This window comes from Sphaerospermopsis kisseleviana CS-549 (genome assembly GCF_028329225.1).
Taxonomy (GTDB): domain Bacteria; phylum Cyanobacteriota; class Cyanobacteriia; order Cyanobacteriales; family Nostocaceae; genus Sphaerospermopsis; species Sphaerospermopsis kisseleviana.
In genome coordinates this window covers 21,823-40,796 of sequence record NZ_JAQMTI010000176.1, presented here as the reverse complement: position 1 = coordinate 40,796, position 18,974 = coordinate 21,823, and the positions used below count along the sequence as shown (strand labels likewise).

Here is an 18,974-nt window from a genome sequence, read left to right as displayed (position 1 = left end):
CTAAATATAAAATATAAAGTTGCTTCTTGTAAGCAAATAAGTAAATCTTGCACCATAATACAATTAATTGTGAATCTAAAATGTGAATTTCAAATGTAAATTGACAATTTAAAAGATAAGTAGGTCAGTGGATAGATACCCGAATTCTCCAATAATTCGGGTATCTGACCATGACATTCCTATACTTTACATAAATTACTTTACATAAATGGTAAAATTATTACCTCATTCTCAAAGTAGAGATTTTATCCACCAAAAGACATAATTTAAACCTGAAAATTTCCTCATTCTTGTAGAGACATTATCGTTGAAATTCTTTACTCATTGAAAGAGTTATGAAACTTGTTTAATTAACTTACCATCTTCCATGTGAATGATTCGATCAGCAATATCTAAAATGCGGTTATCATGTGTCACCATTAAAATCGCACAATGTTGTTCCCGTGCTAATTCTTGCATCAAATTAACAACATCTCGACCTGTTTTACTATCTAAAGCTGCGGTAGGTTCATCAGCTAAAACTAATTTAGGATGACTAACTAAAGCACGAGCAATAGCAACTCTTTGTTTTTGTCCACCAGATAAATCAGATGGATAATAATTAATGCGATCGCCTAATTTTACAGCATGAAGCATGGCTTCTGATTGCATTCTACCTTCCCATTCAGAAATGTTTGGTTGTAACTCTAAAGACATTTGTACATTTTGTCTAGCTGTTAAAAAATCAAGTAAATTATGAGCTTGAAAAATATAACCTATTTGGCGACGGACTTGCACTAATTTATTATTTCCTGCTCCACATAATTCTTCTCCAATAAATTTTAAACTTCCATTTTGTACAGAACGCAAACCGCCAATCAAAGTTAATAAAGTAGTCTTTCCTGAACCAGAAGGACCAGTCATAATGACAATTTCACCAGATTTAATTGATAAATTAATGTCAAATAATATCTGATTTTTTAATTTGCTTGTACCAAAGTATTGATTGAGGTTACTAATTTCTAAAATTGCGTTTGATTCCATAAAATCCATAATATTATATGGGTTGATCAAAGTAACTATTCAGAATCCAGACTAGCGAAAAATAACATATTTTCCAGTCTAACTAGATAATTATCATAAGCTCTGAAAGCTTTCTTTCTATTCCTGGTTTCACCAGCATTCTGACTCCTGACTCCTGAAATATTAATTAGAAAATTTCTGCTGGATCTAATTTGCGTAATTTATTGGTAGAGAAAAATCCTGAAGTTAAACACATGACAATAGCAGAAATTAACACTATTAATGCTTTGTTCATATCCATAGTAATGGGTAACTGAGTTGCGTTTTTGGCAATATCATAAAGTCCCAAGGATATAGCAAAACCGGGAATATAACCCAAAGCTGCTAAAATTAAAGCCTGTTGAAAAACCACCCGTAAGAGATATTTATTTTTAAAACCCATTGCTTTAAGAGTAGCAAATTCAACGAAATGGGTAGATATATTACTATAAAGAATTTGATAAACAACAATTACCCCAACCACAAAACCCATGATCACCATCAAGTTAAATACAAATCCAATCGGTGTTCTTAAAGTCCAATAACTTTTTTCAAATTCAATAAATTCTTTACGAGTCATAACGATAACATCTTTGGGTAACTTAGCTGATAAATTTGTCAAAACTTTTTTGGAATCAGCACCAGGTTGGAGGTGAATTAAACCTATGTCTATGTCATCCACATCTCGCCCAGCAAATATTCGCATAAAAGTAGAAGAACCAACAATTAAATTACCATCAACTCCAAAGGAAGGACCGAGACTAAATAAACCACTAACTTTAACTCTGTAACCTACTAAACCTGTATAACTAAATATTTCCATAGTCACAGGTTTATTTTGCTGATAATATTCAGCAATTGGTCCAAATTCTGGACGTGAAGCACGGTCAAAAAATACTTGATCAGGTATTTGCAGTGACTGAAAATCATCTTGCAGTTCTGGTAATTTAAAGATTGATTTTACTGGATCAAATCCTAATACATAGATAGGATACTTACGCCCATTAATGGGATTTTTGAACTTAGCAAACTGTACATATAAAGGATCAACTGCTGACACATCTGCAAAACCTAAAGTTTGATATAAACGACTGCGGGGAAAACTTTGATTAGAAGTTAAAGACCTATATTGGGCGCTAATTAAAAATAAGTCTCCTTGGAGATTTTTATGCAATTGTGTAGCACTAGCATACAAAGCGTCTTGAAAACCGATTTGCATAAACATCAAAACAGCAACAAAAGCAATTCCAGCTAAAGCTACAAAAAAGCGAACTCTTTGTTTAGCTAATTGTAGCCAAGCTAGAGGTATATTCAAAATCATATTTAAAACCTCTAAAATTATACATTAGAATGATTAAATGTCGGCAGTCAGCTTTTTAATTGTTAAAGATTCTGACTCCTTTACGGGCGTTCGCGAAGCGTGCTGGAAGCATCAGCATTCGGGCGAACAATTATCAATTTTTATCACAGGTTATTTTCCGAATGCCTGTCTGCCGACAGGCAGGCTTCGCCCCTACGACTCCTGAATTATTAGCTTATATTTTGATCATTACCTCAACCTGTAAGTTAGTTAAAGCTGCGACTTTTTGGTTGTCTTTTGGGTCATTAATACGAATTTTGACATCAACTATTTTGTTGTCTGTATCAGCACCGGGATTATTATTAAAGATATTTTGTTTACCAACTTGCAAACCAATGTCTGTAACTGTGCCTTGAATTTTTCCTGTAAAAGCATCAGCAGTAATTTCCACAGACTGACCTAAACGCACTTTTTTAATATCAGTTTCGTAGACTTCTGCGACTACATACATTTGTTGAGTATTACCTAATTCAGCAATGCCATTACTACCAATTATTTCTCCTGGCCAAGCATTGATTTTTAACACTTGTCCATCTATTGGTGAACGGATAGAACTTAAATCTAGTTCTGCTTGAGCTTGTTTAACAGATGCTTTGGCAATTTCAACATCTGCTTTCGCTGCTTGCACATCGGTAGGACGAACTTCCGCAATACTATCAAGTCTAGCTTGGGATTCATTTAACTGTTTTTGCAACGTTTCTACAGTTCGATTGAAGGCAGCTTTGGCTTCATTTAATTGTTGTTGTACAGTATCCTTGCGTAAGCGTTTAGTATCAGCATCTGAAGCAGAAATAGCACCATCTTGATATAATTTCTGATATCTTTGATTTTCTGTTTCTGCATTATTTAATTCAGCTTCTAAACGAGCAATTGTTGCTTTTTGTGCAGAAGTTTCACCCCTTAACTCAGCTTCTAAACGAGCAATTGTTGCTTTTTGGGCATAAATATCACCTTTTTTTGCTCCAGCTTCTACTCTTTTCAGATTAGCTTCAGCAACTTGTACTTGTCGTTTAGCTTTTTCTAAAGCTGCTAGATTAGGAGCGTAACTATCAAGAATTGCTAATACTTTTCCTTCACGAACTTCATCACCTTTTTTTACCAAAAGTTTAGCTACTCTTACACCCCCCAATTGTGTACCTGGAGCAGACAAACGAATAATTTGTCCTTGAGGTTCTAAACGTCCTAAAGCAGCAACAGCAGTCACTATTGGACTAGGACTGCTGATAGGAATTGGTTCGTTTGATTTAGATTTGGAATTAAAACGTGAAAGACTGTAAAAATATACTACGCCAGTAGCTACAACTGTAGTCATTGCCAAAGTTATTGACAACCAATTTACAGGGTTTGCGAATGACTGCTTTTCTTTGTGTACCATAATTATGCCTTTAATTATGCCCTTAATTATGTTTTTGAATTGGCAATTAGCACGTTGTTTTTCCCCTCATGGGGTTAATAGAAGCTGCTATCTCGATCAATAAAATCAATCAAAGAGATAGAGCAGTACACTTGATAGCATTCCCTGATAATGTTGGTGCAACTTAACCTCAGCATTCAGTTGTCAGCAGTCAGCGTTTTAACGGTTACGCTAATAATTACTTTTTGATAATCAACCAATTGATCAAACATTCTGACTCCTGACTCCTGACTCCTAAATCCTGAATTCTTATGTTTTTTGTGGTTATTAATATTTGATAAATTTGGTAAAGATAGAGCTAGGAAGATGGATATATATCCATCAATTCCTTAGCTGTATCGGCTGTGAGCAGAGCTATTTAGTATTTTCTGCACCTGTAAAGTGCATGGTTATTTGTTGAGCATCACTTCTTTTTTCTTTTTCATAATCGCCAAGTATTCACTGCGAGTTCCATCCACACGATAATGATCACAAATTTGGCACAATTTAAGGATATCCAAGCGGCTGAATACTTTTTGATGTTCAATTCCGTTGTCGTTGCGCCACCGCCAAAAAGTTGTTCTATCAATTCGGCGATCGCTCTCTGGCCATCTACGTCGTGATAGAAATTCTACCAATTCATCTTCATAAAAAGAGTAGCCTTTTGGTAATTTCAGCAGTTCTTCTCTCAACTCATTTAGCGGTATGAGTGGATCTAATTCAGATAGTCTCATGCCAGCAAGCCCTTATAGTTTCTTGTAATTACCATTTTGCAGAAATTTACACACAATCTACACACAATCTGGTTAAATCGCATGAATTTTTACTGCAATACTGGGCGGTTAAGAGTAGATAGATTGATGAATTAATAAAGTGAATTTATATATTCACTCAACCTAAATTCTGGATCTACCCACTACGTTAAACGAACAGCATGGATTTACATTTACATCATTCAATCACACACAATAAACTGATTAATGATCAATTTCAAGTCCTATGCAACAAATTTATTCAAGAAAATTTGCACGTAGCTTGACAGATTGAAAATTCATCAATATAGTTGATTTGCATTTGATACTTAAATACCTAATTTAAACGCTTTTTGAGTCAAAAAAATGATTAGTCTCATACTTTAGATATAGCCAGTAGTTATTAAAATTACAGATGTTTTTCTCTTCTGATAAAATATAGCTTCATCAATTATTAAAGACGTTGGTAATTTAAATATTATTTAAAACTTATTTAAATAAGATAAAAAATCTGCTCTGGGATAGATGCAAAATTCACAAACTCGTAAAAATACTTCCATCAGTGAATAACTGGTTGAATAAATATCCTTGTTGTTACCTGATATTTTTTTGTTCTTTCTATTCCCTATTCCCTACCTTCAAAGATATGCAATTTATATGCAACTTTTGTAATCAAATAAAAATCATCAGCTAAATTTGATAGTAATTGGATAAGCAAAAAGCTCACGAATTAATATATTTCAAGCTCAAGCAAACTTAGATTTCATCCAACTTGATTAAGTTGCATCTAAGTTGCATATAAGTTGTAAAAGATTTGTCACCAGTCTAATATCAAGATAAGTTAGCGGCAATTTAAAGTTACAGGGAAGAGGATTAAGTTTTTTCTATGAAACTATCCTTGCTTGAGCCGCCGAGCAAAGCATTTTACCAAATTTAAATAACAACTTTCTCAAAAAAATTCAATCGCACAAGAAACAAAGATATTGTCATGGCTGCTGCCAAATTTGAAGCTGCATTAGCACAATTGCAAGATGAAGTTAGTAATTGTGAAAAGGCTTTGCTCAAGCTTATTGAGGTGAAAAAAAATATGCGCGATCACAAAAACGATCACACCAATTTAGACAGTAAAATTAATAGCCAATTGCAACAAACTAACATAGCAATTATTGGCATGGCTTCGATATTTCCCCAATCAAAAAATTTACAGGAATATTGGGAGAAAATTATTCAAAAAGCCGATTGTATTACTGATGTTCCTCCTTCTCGGTGGAATATAGATGATTACTATGATCCTGATCCCAAAACACCAGACAAAACTTACTGTAAACGGGGTGGATTTATCCCAGATATTGATTTTAATCCGATGGAATTTGGTTTACCACCAAATATTTTAGAGGTGACAGATATTTCTCAATTATTAGGTTTGGTAGTTGCGAAAGCAGCAATAGAAGATGCAGGTTATAGTGAATCTAGAGAATTTAACCGCGATCGCACTGGGGTAATATTAGGTGTAGCAATTGGTAGACAATTAGCAGTACCTTTAGGTTCAAGATTGCAATATCCAGTGTGGGAAAAAGTTTTGAAAAACAGCGGTTTATCGGATGAAGATACCCAAAAAGTAATTGAGAAAATTAAAAGTGCTTATGTACAATGGGAAGAAAACGCCTTCCCCGGAATGTTAGCTAATGTGATTTCTGGACGTATCGCCAACCGACTAGATTTAGGCGGTATGAATTGTGTAGTTGATGCTGCTTGCGCCAGTTCTTTAGGTGCATTAAAAATGGCAATTAGCGAATTAGTTGAAAATCGCGCCGACATGATGATAACCGGCGGAGTTGATACTGATAATTCGATTTTTGCCTATCTGTGTTTTAGTAAAACTCCTGCGGTTTCTCCGGGAGAAAAAGTTAAACCATTTGATGCAGAATCTGATGGCATGATGTTAGGTGAAGGCGTGGGAATGGTGGTACTCAAACGCCTGGATGATGCAGTGAGAGATGGCGATCGCATCTATGCAGTCATTAAAGGTATCGGCAGTTCCAGCGATGGCAAATATAAAAGCATTTACGCCCCCCATTCCCAAGGACAAGTAAAAGCCCTCCGTCGTGCTTATGAAAATGCCGGTGTTTCACCAGAAACTGTGGGTTTAATTGAAGCACATGGCACAGGAACAATGGTAGGAGATCCCACAGAATTTACATCCATAACTGAAGTTTTTAGTGACAACAATCCCAAAAAACAATATATTGCTTTGGGAACAGTTAAATCCCAAATTGGACACACCAAAGCCGCCGCTGGTGCAGCAAGTTTAATTAAAACGGCGTTAGCATTACATCATAAAGTATTACCACCAACAATTAACGTTACTCAACCACATCCAAAACTGAATATCGAAAATTCACCATTTTATTTAAACACAGAAACTAGACCTTGGATTAGTAACCAACCCAGACGCGCTGGAGTAAGTGCATTTGGTTTTGGAGGCACAAATTATCATGTTGTTTTAGAGGAATACACCAATGAACATGAACACTCGTATCGTTTACACAATTCTGCAAAATCCATCCTCTTATTTGCACCCACAACCGCAGAATTATTATCTCGCTGTGAGAATATCCAACGACAACTAGAATCAGAAAATAAAGAACAACATTATCAACAACTAATTACAGAATCTGAACAATTAGAAATTCCCATCAATTATCCCAGAGTGGGATTTGTAGCAGCATCTTTGACACAAGCAACAGAATTTTTACCAGTCATTATTGACTTACTAAAAAATAAACCGCAATCTGAATCTTGGGAACATCCCAAAGGAATTTATTACCGACAAAAAGGAATAGAAACTACAGGAAAAATAGTGGCTTTGTTCTCTGGGCAAGGTTCGCAATATTTGGAAATGGGACGGGAATTAGTCATTAACTTTCCTAACTTACGTCAAACCTATAATCAGATAGATAATTTGTTTTGTAAAGATGGGTTAAACTCTTTATCCGAAGTTGTATTTCCGCCGCCAGTTTTTGAACCAGAACATAAACAAAAGCAACTAGAAACACTGCAAAAAACCGAATATGCACAACCGGCAATTGGCGCTTTTAGTACAGGTTTGTACAAGATATTACAACAAGCAGGTTTGAAAGCAAATTTTGTTGCTGGTCATAGTTTTGGAGAATTAACAGCTTTGTGGGCGGGGGGTGTTTTAAGTGAAGAAGATTATTTTTTCTTGGTCAAAGCTAGAGGACAAGCAATGGCCACACCCACAGAAATTGATGCCGGGGGAATGTTGGCAGTTAAAGGTAATGTCAGTCAGGTAACGGAATTAATTAAAGACTTTCCTCAGGTTGCTATTGCTAATTGTAATTCTCCAAATCAAGTAGTATTAGCTGGGAAGAAAGCAGAAATTAGCAAAGTACAAAATGTTCTGCAAGAAAAAGGATTTTCGACATTTTTATTAGGAGTTTCCGCTGCTTTTCATACACCATTAGTAGCCCATGCCCAGAAACCTTTTGCCCAAGCAATTGAAAAGGTAACTTTTAATCAAGCGCAGATTCCCGTTTATACTAATGTCACAGGGGAATTGTACCCCAATCAACCCGCAGCAATGCAAAAAATTCTCAAACAACATTTGTTAAATCAGGTGTTATTTCAACAAGAAATTGAGAATATATATGCGGCTGGTGGTTATTGCTTTATTGAGTTTGGACCTAAAAATGTTCTCACCAACTTAGTAAAAGAAATTTTAGGTGAAAAACCCCATATAGCTATAGCTTTAAATGGGAACTATCGTAAAAATAGCGATTTGGTATTAAGAGAAGCAGTCATACAATTGCGGGTTGCTGGTATACCTTTGCAAAATCTAGATCCATATCAGATTGAAACTGAAATACCCGAAGTTAATAAAAAGGATCAAAAGAAAATTTTGAATGTGCGTTTGAATAGTACAAATATTACCGACAAAGCACAAAAAGCATTTGCTAAAGCCTTAGAAAATGGTCATGTTATCAAAGCGGAAACAGCAAAAGTTAATGAACATCACCCACAACCACAACCAGTTGCCGATATCAAAATTACCATCCCAAAAAATCAGGAATTGTTAGTAGAAAAAAGCAGTAATGGTAAGACTGTGAATAAGGATAGTAACGGCCAATTAAAAAAAATAGAACAACCTGAAAAAATAGAACAATCTGAAAAAGTTGAAATTCAACTTTCTAATTATGACAGAGTAATTGACAGATTAGAACAATCATTAGCAGAATTTACTCGCCAACAAAGTGAAATTACACACGCACATGAACAATCTTTGCAAAATCAAACAGAGTACACAAAGACATTTTATGAATTAATGCAACAACAATATTCGTTGTTAGCAAATGACGGAAGAAATGAACATCAAGCGCAAACACAACAACTAGCAATTTCTAGTTGCGAACGTAGCATAATGCGATTGCATGATCATCAAGCTGAAACTATCCGCATTCATGAAAAATATCTCAACTATCAACAAGACTACGCCAATAATTACTTTCAATTACTGCAACAACATTATGATTTTTGGCAGATTACTGATGATATAAATCAAAACCAATCTCCTTCTCAACCTCTTCCTCACCATTTCCTAAAAGCACAAGAAAACGGAAAAAGCTTAATTAACGAAAATGATTTGAATATTTCCCCTCACCTTGTAGGAGAGGGGTTAGGGGAGAGGTTTATTTCCCCTCCCCAACCAGAGGAGAAGTTAGAAGAGAAATCAAATACTATTAACGTCGTTCCCACAACTCCAATTAATATAGATACCTCCACCCTCAGTCAAACTCTACTCAATATCGTCAGTGATAAAACAGGTTATCCTGTAGAAATGTTAGATTTATCAATGGATATTGAGGCAGATTTAGGAATTGATTCTATCAAAAGGGTAGAAATTTTAGGAGGACTTTTAGAACTTTATCCCGACTTACCTAGACCTAACCCAGAAGAATTAGGACAACTGCGGACACTGGGAGAAATTGCCGAGTATATAAAAACTCTAGTTCCAGAGTTGCGAAATCAAAAATCAGAACAAAAAGTAGAGAGTTCAGAAACAAAAGAAAACCAAAAATTACCCGCACCAATATTTGTAGAATTTCCTCATGAAACTGTTGAACATGAACCGCAATTTTTAGCATCTTCTAACCATCTTAGTAATACACAAACTGATGCGGCAATTGTCATCTCCTCTAACGAAGATGTATTAGTTAAATCTGAAAATCAAGAAATAAAAACCCCCACAGATTTGAGTAACATTCTGCTCAAAATTGTTAGTGATAAAACAGGTTATCCTGTAGAAATGTTAGAACTATCAATGGATATTGAAGCAGATTTAGGAATTGATTCCATCAAAAGAGTAGAAATTTTAGGAGGACTTTTAGAACTTTATCCCGACTTACCTAGACCTAACCCAGAAGAATTAGGACAACTGCGGACACTGGGAGAAATTGCCGAGTATATGCAACATCAAGCTGAGGGTTTAACGCAATTGTTCACGCAAGAAAAACAGGATATCAAAGAACAGGAATTTCATCACAAAATTCTTCGCAGTCCAGCAAAATTAAAACCACTTCCCCAACCTGATATTTTAGATTTCACCATTCCTGAAAATCACATTGTTTTAATCACTGATGATGGTTCACCAACGACAGAAAAATTAGCTAGGATTTTAACAGTTAGAGGTGGTAAAATTGTAGTTTTAAGCTTTCCCTCTACGCAATCAGATTTACCCGTAGGAATTAATCAGGTAAGATTAAATGATTGGCAAGAAGAGAGTTTACAGCAACAGTTAACCGATATTTCTAATAAGTTTGGTCTTGTAGGTTCTTTCATTCATCTACACCCTGTATTCAGTGATAGTTCGGAAACAGAAAAAACCATTCTCTGTCATGTATTTTTAATTGCCAAACATCTCAAAGAATCACTCAATCAAGCAGCAACAAAAGGACGTAGTTGTTTTTTAAGCATTGCGCGGTTAGATGGGGAATTTGGATTAGGAAAAACAAATAATTTTAGTCCTATTAGTGCGGGACTATTTGGACTGACTAAAAGTTTAAATCAAGAATGGGAAACAGTATTTTGTCGTTCCCTGGATTTAAGTCCTGATTTAGATGCAGAAACATCAGTAAAATACATCCTTGCGGAATTGCAAGATCCGAATTTATTAGTTACAGAAGTAGGATATACCAACAAAGGTAGATGCACTTTAGTTGCAGAACCCACCCCATTAACCATTACCAATCACCAATTACCCATTACCAAAGACCAAGTATTTCTAGTTAGTGGTGGTGCAAAAGGAATCACTGCCCAATGTGTGATCAAATTAGCCCAAGAATATCAATGTAAATTCATTCTTTTAGGTCGTTCCAGTACAGAACCAGAACCAGTTTGGGCTGAGGGTTATGAAAATGAAGCTGAATTAAAACAGCGAATTATGGAGGATTTTCTGGACAAAGGAGAAAAACCAACCCCCATCATGGTGCAAAGAAAATATCAATTAATTTACTCTCAAAGAGAAATTAAAAATACATTAAAAGCCATTGAAAAAGCAGGAGGAAAAGCTGAATATTTGAGTGTAGATATCACCGATAGAAATTTATTAACAGAAAAACTTGCACCTGTAATTGAAAGGTTAGGGGCGATAACTGGAATTATTCACGGTGCTGGTAACTTAGCTGATAAACGGATTGAGAAAAAAACAATTCAGGATTTTGAAACAGTTTATACTGCCAAAGTTCAAGGTTTAGAAAATCTCCTGCAATGTGTACCACCAAGTCAACTACAATATTTAGTATTGTTTTCTTCAGTGGTTGGTTTTTATGGAAATGTGGGACAAGCAGATTATGCACTTGCTAACGAAATCCTCAACAAATCAGCCCATATTATCAAACAGAATTACCCCCATTGTCATGTAGTTGCTATTAACTGGGGTCCCTGGGAGAGTGGCATGGTATCACCAGAATTAAAGACAGCATTTGCAGAAAGAGGAATTGAAACTATACCCCTAGAAATCGGCGCACAAATGTTAGTTAATGAACTGATAAACACCAATTCAAATACAACACAAGTAGTAATTGGTAGTCCCTTAGTTTATATTCCTACCACCTTACCCAGTGACTTAAAAACCTATCACATTAAACGTCAATTAACATTAGCATCCAATCCATTTTTACACGATCATGTTATAGCAGGTCGTCCCGTGCTTCCCGCAACTTGTGGACTATTATGGATGGCTAACACTTGTGAACAACTATATCCTGGTTTTAAAGCCTTTAGTTGTTCTAACTTCAAAGTTTTAAAAGGAATTGTCTTTGATGAAAATTCAGCAAATGAATACACTCTAGAAATTCAAGAACTTGCTAAAATAGAAAACAAAGAAATACAAATAGCTGCTAAAATTAGCAGTATCACCCCCGACGGAAAAATCAGATATCATTTCAGCACCAATCTGATTTTAAAACGGGAAATTCCCACACCTCCTAACTATGAATTGGTGAACTTAAACCAAGATGAACAATTCCTATCTACCAATCCATTACTATATCAAAATGGAGGAGGTAGCCTATTTCACGGAACTATCTTTCAAGGCGTAAAATCAGTATTAAATGCTAGTCCTGGTAAACTCACCATCGAATGTAAATTACCAGAACCAACACCACAGCAACAGGGACAATTTCCAGTTCAGACATTCAACCCCTATATAGCAGATGTGCAGATTCATTCCCTTTGGATTTGGACACAACACTTTCATCAAATAGGTTGTTTACCCTCAGAAATTCTGAACTTTGAACAATTTGCACCCGTTCCCTTTGGGGAAACATTTTATGTAACTTGTGAAGTCAAATCCAAAACAGAATCAAACGTAGTTGCTGATGTTATTACCCACAATCAACAAGGGCAAATTTATAATCGCATGATTGGCGCAAAAGGTACAGTTCTAGCTAAACAAATAGGTTAGATACCTCACGCAGAGACGCAGAGCGAAAATGTAGATTTTACCCTCTGAATCTCGACATTAGATAATAATCTTCTGCTCTTTGCGCCTCTGCGTGATCTCTTATCTTAATTCTGAAACATGGAGAATCATCATGAAAGAATTTACACAAAATAAACTTCCAAAAATAGCAATTATCGGCATGAATTGTTTTGTTAGTAGTTCTCAAGAATTAGACGATTTTGAACGCAGTATTTACCAAGGAAAACAATATTTCACACCTATTAATTATAGTCAAAACGATAGTCAAACATCATCCTTACCAATTCCCTTAGCAGAAATTGAAAAATTATCACCACAACAACAATTAATGTTAAAAGTGGCTGATAATACTCTCAAAAATACCAAACTGCGACCAGATACAAAAATTGCAGTGATCATGGTGAGTAAATCCCAAACTCAGCACCAAGATAAATTAGCCAGTTATATTTCCCGGCTTTGGGATGCAACAAGTCCAGCTTTTGCTGAAGAAAATTCTGTTTTTTTAGCCTTAAATTTAGCGCAAAAGCTATTAACAAATAAGCAAGTGGATGCTGTTTTGGTCGCAGCAATGGACTTTGCTAAACAGGAAAATCACCGCATAGATATACAGACCCTCAGTTATGACCGAAACGCTCATGAAACTTTAACAGGAGAAGGTGCAGCAGCAGTAGTATTGCAACTTCATGATGTAGCCAGAGAAGAGAATAATTGCATATATGCAGTAATTGATGCTTTAAGTGTATTGCAAAATTCTCCATATCAACCAGAAACTGTCACCCAAGCTTGTCAAACAGCTTTTTCTTTGGCAGAAATTGAAGCCAAAGATATTGGTTATCTGGAAGTTTATGCTAGTGGAATTCCCCAACAAGATGATGCAGAAATTCAAGGTTTAATCACAGCTTATAGAACAGGAAAAACCAATTTACATTGTGCTTTAGGTAGCGTTAAGGCTAACATTGGTGACACTCACACTGCATCAGGAATTATCAGCTTAATTAAAACAGCACTTTGTTTATATCATCGCTACATTCCCGCAGTTCCTCAATGGACTGGAGTCAAAAAACCAGATATTTGGCGTGGTAGTCCCTTTTATGTTGCCACAGAATCTAAACCTTGGTTTTTAGAATCAGGTGTGAATAGAAGAATAGCTGCTATTAATAGCATGGAAGCTGATGGCAGTTATGTACATTTAATTTTGTCAGAAGATACCAGTCAAATAGAACGCAGCAGTAAATATTTAGAACAAATGCCTTATTATTTATTTGCTATAGCTGCCAAAAATCAATCCTCACTCCTAGACGAAATTTTCACACTACAAAAAAATCTCCAAAATTATCCTACTTTATCCCAACTAGCTAACCAAACATTTAGAGAATTTCAAAAACATCAAATTCAAAACTATCAAAATGCCAGTTATACCATAGCAATCTTAGCACGTAATCAAGAAGAATTAACAATAGAAATAGATCGGGCAATTCAAGGTGTTAAAATTGCCTTTGAGACTGGCAAAGATTGGCAAACTCCTCTTGGCAGTTATTTTACAGCCAAACCACAGGGAAAAAAAGGTAAAGTTGCTTTCGTTTATCCCGGCTCTTTCACATCTTATCTTGGTATAGGTCGCAACCTCTTCCGACTATTTCCGAAAATTTATGACGATCCAGTAATTAACAACGTCTATGAACGAGTTGCTAAGATTGAAAAAACAATTTATCCCCGCAGCATCAATAAACTTGCAAAAAGACAATTAGAAGTCATAGAACAACAATTAATAGATGACCCAGTAACAATGCTGGAGGCAGAAGTTGGCATTGCTGGACTAATGACAGCAATTCTCAAAAATTATTTTCAAATTCAATCTCAATGCGCTTTTGGCTACAGTCTTGGTGAAACCAGTATGATGTTAGCCCAAGGTATTTGGACTAGCTTTAAAAGTACCAGTGATTACTTGAACTCATCTCCTTTATTTAAAACCCAACTATCAGGACAAAAAAATGCAGTTCGTCAAGCTTGGGGGATACCGTTAAATAGCAATGTTCCAGAATTTTGGAGTAACTACATTCTGATATGTCCAGTTTCCGAAGTGAAGGAAGCAATCAAACATGAAAACCGTGTGTATATCCCATTAATTAACACACCGGAAGAAGTTGTAATTGCTGGAGAAACACAAGCTTGTAAACGAGTCATTGAAAACCTCAAATGTGATGCTTTCCCTACATCAATAAATCATGTAATTCATTGTCAACCAATGGAATCAGAGTACAATGAACTTGCTAAAATTAACACATTGCCGATTCAAAATATACCAGAATCTACTTTTTATTCTGCTGCAAATTACGAACCAATTACAATTGATAGTCAAACTATAGGACATAACATTGCTAAAAGTCTCTGTCAACAACTTGATTTTCCCCGTTTAATTAACCGCGTCTACAATGACAACATCAGAATATTTATTGAAGTAGGAGTTGGTAGCAATTGTACCCGCTGGATAAATTCAACCCTCAAAGAAAAAGAACACCTCGCTGTATCTATGAATAGAAGGGGAGTAGATGATCATACTTCAATTATTAGAGGATTAGCCAAACTCGTCAGCCATCAAGTTGAATTAGATTTATCACGCTTGTATTCTCTTTCTGGGGTAAATAGTCAAACTCAAATTCAATTAGAACCCAACAGTAATTTCCAAAATCCGCCTTTAATTTCTCTGGAAGATTTAAAATCTATCACCCATCATCCCTCTAATCTGCACTATCAAAAATTGAGTGATAACAATGCACTCATGAATAAAGCTCACAGTTTTTTATTAAAATCACGCCAAGCATCATTACAGCAAATCAATTGTTTAATTCAACAAAAAATAGGCATTTACAAAAAGATAGTTGAACAAAGAGCAAAAATTAAATAACCTGTATTTGTGGTGTATGTGTGGGGTGGGCATCTTGCCCGCCCAAATAAGGGAATTTACTAATAGATAAAGGGATCAGGTGCAGGAAGTTTAGATGATATCAATTAATTGGATAATTGATTTTTCGGAGTTCCCAAAACCAAATTAGATGTTAAGAGGTTGACTCAAATGTACAATACAGAAAATAGATCGAATCAAGAAAATAATCTCCAGTTTTCTAACTTATTCATCAACCATCATCAAAATTGGCAAGGTAATTTTAACAATGTTTCCTTTGATGCAGAACAAATTAAATTAAAACTGAGGAATTTAGAAAAACCATGTTATATAGTTAGAAATGAAGGGATAATTGGCATCACAAACGAAGGTAATTTATCTCATGTCAATAATGGTAAAACAGCCCAGATGGAAATGTTAATGGCTGTTCCACCCTTAGCAATTCAACAACTAGGTGATACAAGTTTCCTCGATTTTTATGGTGTAAAATATGCCTATATGACTGGGGCAATGGCTCAAGGAATAGCATCAGAAGAAATGGTAATTGCACTAGGTAAACAAAGAATTTTAAGTGTCTTTGGTGCAGGAGGTTTATCCCCTTCCCGTGTCGAGAGTGCTATTAACAAAATTCAGCAAGCCTTAAATCAAAAACCTTACGCTTTTAACTTACTCCATAGTCCCAGTGAACCAGCAATTGAACGTCTTAGCATTAATTTATATCTCAAACATCAAGTCAGAATTGTTGAAGCATCTGCATTTTTAGATTTAACTGACAACATTGTTTATTATCGAGCCGCAGGATTAAGTTTAAATTCAGCCAATCAAATCCAAATCAAAAATAAAGTCATCGCCAAAGTTTCTCGCCGTGAAGTTGCCACTAAATTTTTGCAACCTGCACCTACAAAAATCCTTAAACAATTAGTTGAACAAGGTTTAATTAGTGAATTACAAGCCAATCTTGCCAGCCAAATTCCTATGGCTGATGATATTACAGTAGAAGCAGATTCTGGAGGTCATACAGATAATCGTCCCCTGATATGTTTATTACCTTCCATCTTAGAATTACGAGATGAAATTCAAAATAAATACAGATATGAAAACCCCGTCAGAATTGGCGTAGCTGGCGGAATTTCCACACCAAAATCAGCCTTAGCTGCCTTTATTATGGGTGCTGCTTATGTTGTTACCGGTTCTATAAATCAATCTTGTATTGAAGCCGGAACTTCTGAATATACCAAAGAATTATTAGCTCAAGCCGAAATGGCTGATGTGATGATGGCACCCGCCGCAGATATGTTTGAAATGGGTGTAAAATTACAAGTTCTCAAACGTGGTACACTCTTTCCTCTCCGCGCTCAAAAACTATATGAATTATACAAAAATTACAATTCAATTGAAGAAATTACCCTCGCAGAGAAAGAGAAATTAGAAAAGCAAATTTTGAAAAAGCCTGTGCAAGAAGTTTGGCAAGAAACAGTTAATTATTTATCCCAACGCAACCCAGATAAATTAACCAAAGCAGCAAGTAATCCTAAACTGAAAATGGCTCTAATTTTCCGTTGGTATTTAGGACTATCTTCTCGGTGGTCTAACAGTGGAGAAAAAGGTCGAGAAATTGACTATCAAATTTGGTGTGGACCGGCAATGGGTAGCTTTAATGATTGGGTGAGAGGTTCATACTTAGCTGAACCAAAAAATCGCCAAGTAGTAGAAGTTGCTGAACACATTATGACAGGAGCAACATTTTTATATCGCATCCAAAACTTAAAAATCCAAGGACTACAAATTCCAGATGAATACAGTCAATATTTTCCAGAAAAATTATGACTATGCCAGACAACAGAGAATTAAGCAGTCTGGAAGCAACAATGGAAATCCTCAATAGCCGTGCTAAAACCTGGAATTTAGTTACTATTAGTCGCATTAACGGCAACCTCCAAGAAGCAGTTATCAGACAAGCTTTAGATATTATTCAATATCGCCATCCTAGTCTAAATTCTCGCATTATCCATTCTCAAAATCGTTTTTATTTTCAACCCATAGGTACAGAAAAAATCCCTTTGCAAACAGTTATAAATTTAGATGAGGAACAATGGCAAGAAGTTGTTAATCAAGAAATGAATCAGGTAATTGATAGTAGCAAATGTCTAATGAGAGTTGTCATAGTTACTATCAAGGATAAGCCAAAAATTAATTATCTAATTTCCACCTTGCACCATGCAATTTCTGATGGTTTATCCAGTATTCAACTGCATTCAGAAATTTTCACTTATTACCAAAAACTTACATCTGGTGATACCATTCAAGAATTTACCCCCTTAGAACAACTACCACCCATTGAAAAACTACTACCCAAATATACACAAGGTTGGAGAGGGAATACAAGCAGATTTTTATTATTGTTAAAAATTGGATGGCAAAAGTTTTGGAAACAACCAAAAACATTAAATTTTGAAAAGTATGTACCTATTTATCAACGGAATTGTGCAATTATCCATAAACAAATTTTTGCAGATGCAACTGAAAACTTTATTGCTCAATGTAAGCTAGAAAATACCACAGTCAACAGTGCTTTATGTGCCTTACTAATGTTGACAGTAGCTAGAAAAATTATCAAACCAAATCAAAAAAGTGTCTGCATGAATTGTCTATCTTATCTTGATTTACGCAGACGTTTGCAACCTGCAATTAATAAGGAAAACTTAGCTGTTTTAGCTACATCTCTGATGGGGTTTCACACCATAAACAAAAATACATCTTTTTGGGAATTAGCAAGGGAAGTAAAACAAAATTTAGAATCGGGAATTAAGCACGGTGATATTTTTAATATGGTATTACTGGCTAAGTATCTAACCAAGTTTTGTTTTATCTTTCCTCAACAAGTAGCAGCTACAGTTTCAGTATCTAATATTGGCAAGGTAAACATTCCCAAATCCTATGGTGAATTAGAACTAGAAGAGATCAGTTTTGCAGGTTCTCATTCTTTATATGCAGGTATGTTTGTGATTCATGTGGCAACTTTTCAAGGCAAAATGCTGTTAAACTTTGTTTTTTCTCAACCTTCAATTAGTCGGGAGACAATGGAAGATATGGTAAATCAAGTTGTCTGTTACATCCTTCATTTATCATCCAATACTGCAAAAATTAGAGGTGCATAAATAAATGAGCGAAAATCTTTATCAACACCCTGTAAAAACAGCCTTTAACACCGCAGATATTCAAGCTTGGCTAATAGATAATATTTCCCACATATTGGGACTTAACCCAGAGGAAATTGATATTAGAGAACCGTTAGATAGCTACGGTTTAGATTCATCTCAAGCCATAATACTTGCGAGTAAAGCTGAGAAATTTCTGGGATTTAAATTATCTCTAATCCATTTGTGGTATTATCCCACCATTGAAGAATTGGCACAGAGATTAGCTGAAGAATTAGAAAATTCAGACTCAGAAATTTTGCAGATTTAAACAATACATAAACATTTTTGTAAGAATTTAGCTTGTAATTTCCAGCATTTTTCGCAAAT

The 18,974-nt window shown here is 35.3% G+C and carries 9 protein-coding genes; 5 read left to right on the top strand and 4 right to left on the bottom strand.

Annotation, left to right across the window (positions count from 1 at the left end; genetic code table 11):
- Positions 1-333: 333 nt before the first annotated feature.
- From PN497_RS14510 to PN497_RS14495, 4 genes are all read right to left on the bottom strand, one after another.
- Complete coding sequence (locus PN497_RS14510) at positions 334-1,023, bottom strand: DevA family ABC transporter ATP-binding protein (protein WP_096572557.1); 690 nt, start codon at positions 1,021-1,023, stop codon at positions 334-336.
- Between the two features lie 166 nt (positions 1,024-1,189).
- Positions 1,190-2,362: an ABC transporter permease DevC gene (gene devC / locus PN497_RS14505; RefSeq protein ID WP_096565513.1), complete on the bottom strand. Its 1,173-nt coding sequence runs from the start codon at positions 2,360-2,362 to the stop codon at positions 1,190-1,192.
- A 214-nt stretch (positions 2,363-2,576) separates the two neighbouring features.
- The gene (locus PN497_RS14500) at positions 2,577-3,776 is read right to left on the bottom strand and encodes an ABC exporter membrane fusion protein (protein ID WP_096565515.1); all 1,200 of its coding nucleotides are present in this window, start codon (positions 3,774-3,776) and stop codon (positions 2,577-2,579) included.
- A gap of 428 nt (positions 3,777-4,204) precedes the next feature.
- Complete coding sequence (locus PN497_RS14495) at positions 4,205-4,528, bottom strand: hypothetical protein (RefSeq protein WP_096565517.1); 324 nt, start codon at positions 4,526-4,528, stop codon at positions 4,205-4,207.
- Positions 4,529-5,534: 1,006 nt separating this feature from the next.
- Here PN497_RS14495 and PN497_RS14490 point away from each other — a divergent pair.
- From PN497_RS14490 to PN497_RS14470, 5 genes are all read left to right on the top strand, one after another.
- Entirely contained in the window at positions 5,535-12,527 is a 6,993-nt protein-coding gene (locus PN497_RS14490) for a type I polyketide synthase (RefSeq protein WP_096565519.1), read from the top strand.
- 130 nt (positions 12,528-12,657) lie between these two features.
- Positions 12,658-15,450 carry a PfaB family protein gene (locus PN497_RS14485; protein ID WP_096565521.1) on the top strand — a complete coding sequence of 931 codons (2,793 nt, stop codon included), beginning with the start codon at positions 12,658-12,660 and terminating at the stop codon, positions 15,448-15,450.
- Between the two features lie 168 nt (positions 15,451-15,618).
- A complete protein-coding gene (locus PN497_RS14480; protein WP_096565523.1) occupies positions 15,619-17,274 on the top strand; it encodes a PfaD family polyunsaturated fatty acid/polyketide biosynthesis protein in 1,656 nt (551 codons plus the stop codon).
- Positions 17,275-17,276: 2 nt separating this feature from the next.
- Positions 17,277-18,605: a phthiocerol/phthiodiolone dimycocerosyl transferase family protein gene (locus PN497_RS14475; protein ID WP_272110511.1), complete on the top strand. Its 1,329-nt coding sequence runs from the start codon at positions 17,277-17,279 to the stop codon at positions 18,603-18,605.
- Between the two features lie 4 nt (positions 18,606-18,609).
- Positions 18,610-18,915 (top strand): phosphopantetheine-binding protein, encoded by a 306-nt coding sequence (locus tag PN497_RS14470; RefSeq protein ID WP_096565527.1) that lies wholly within the window; start codon positions 18,610-18,612, stop codon positions 18,913-18,915.
- Positions 18,916-18,974 lie beyond the last annotated feature (59 nt).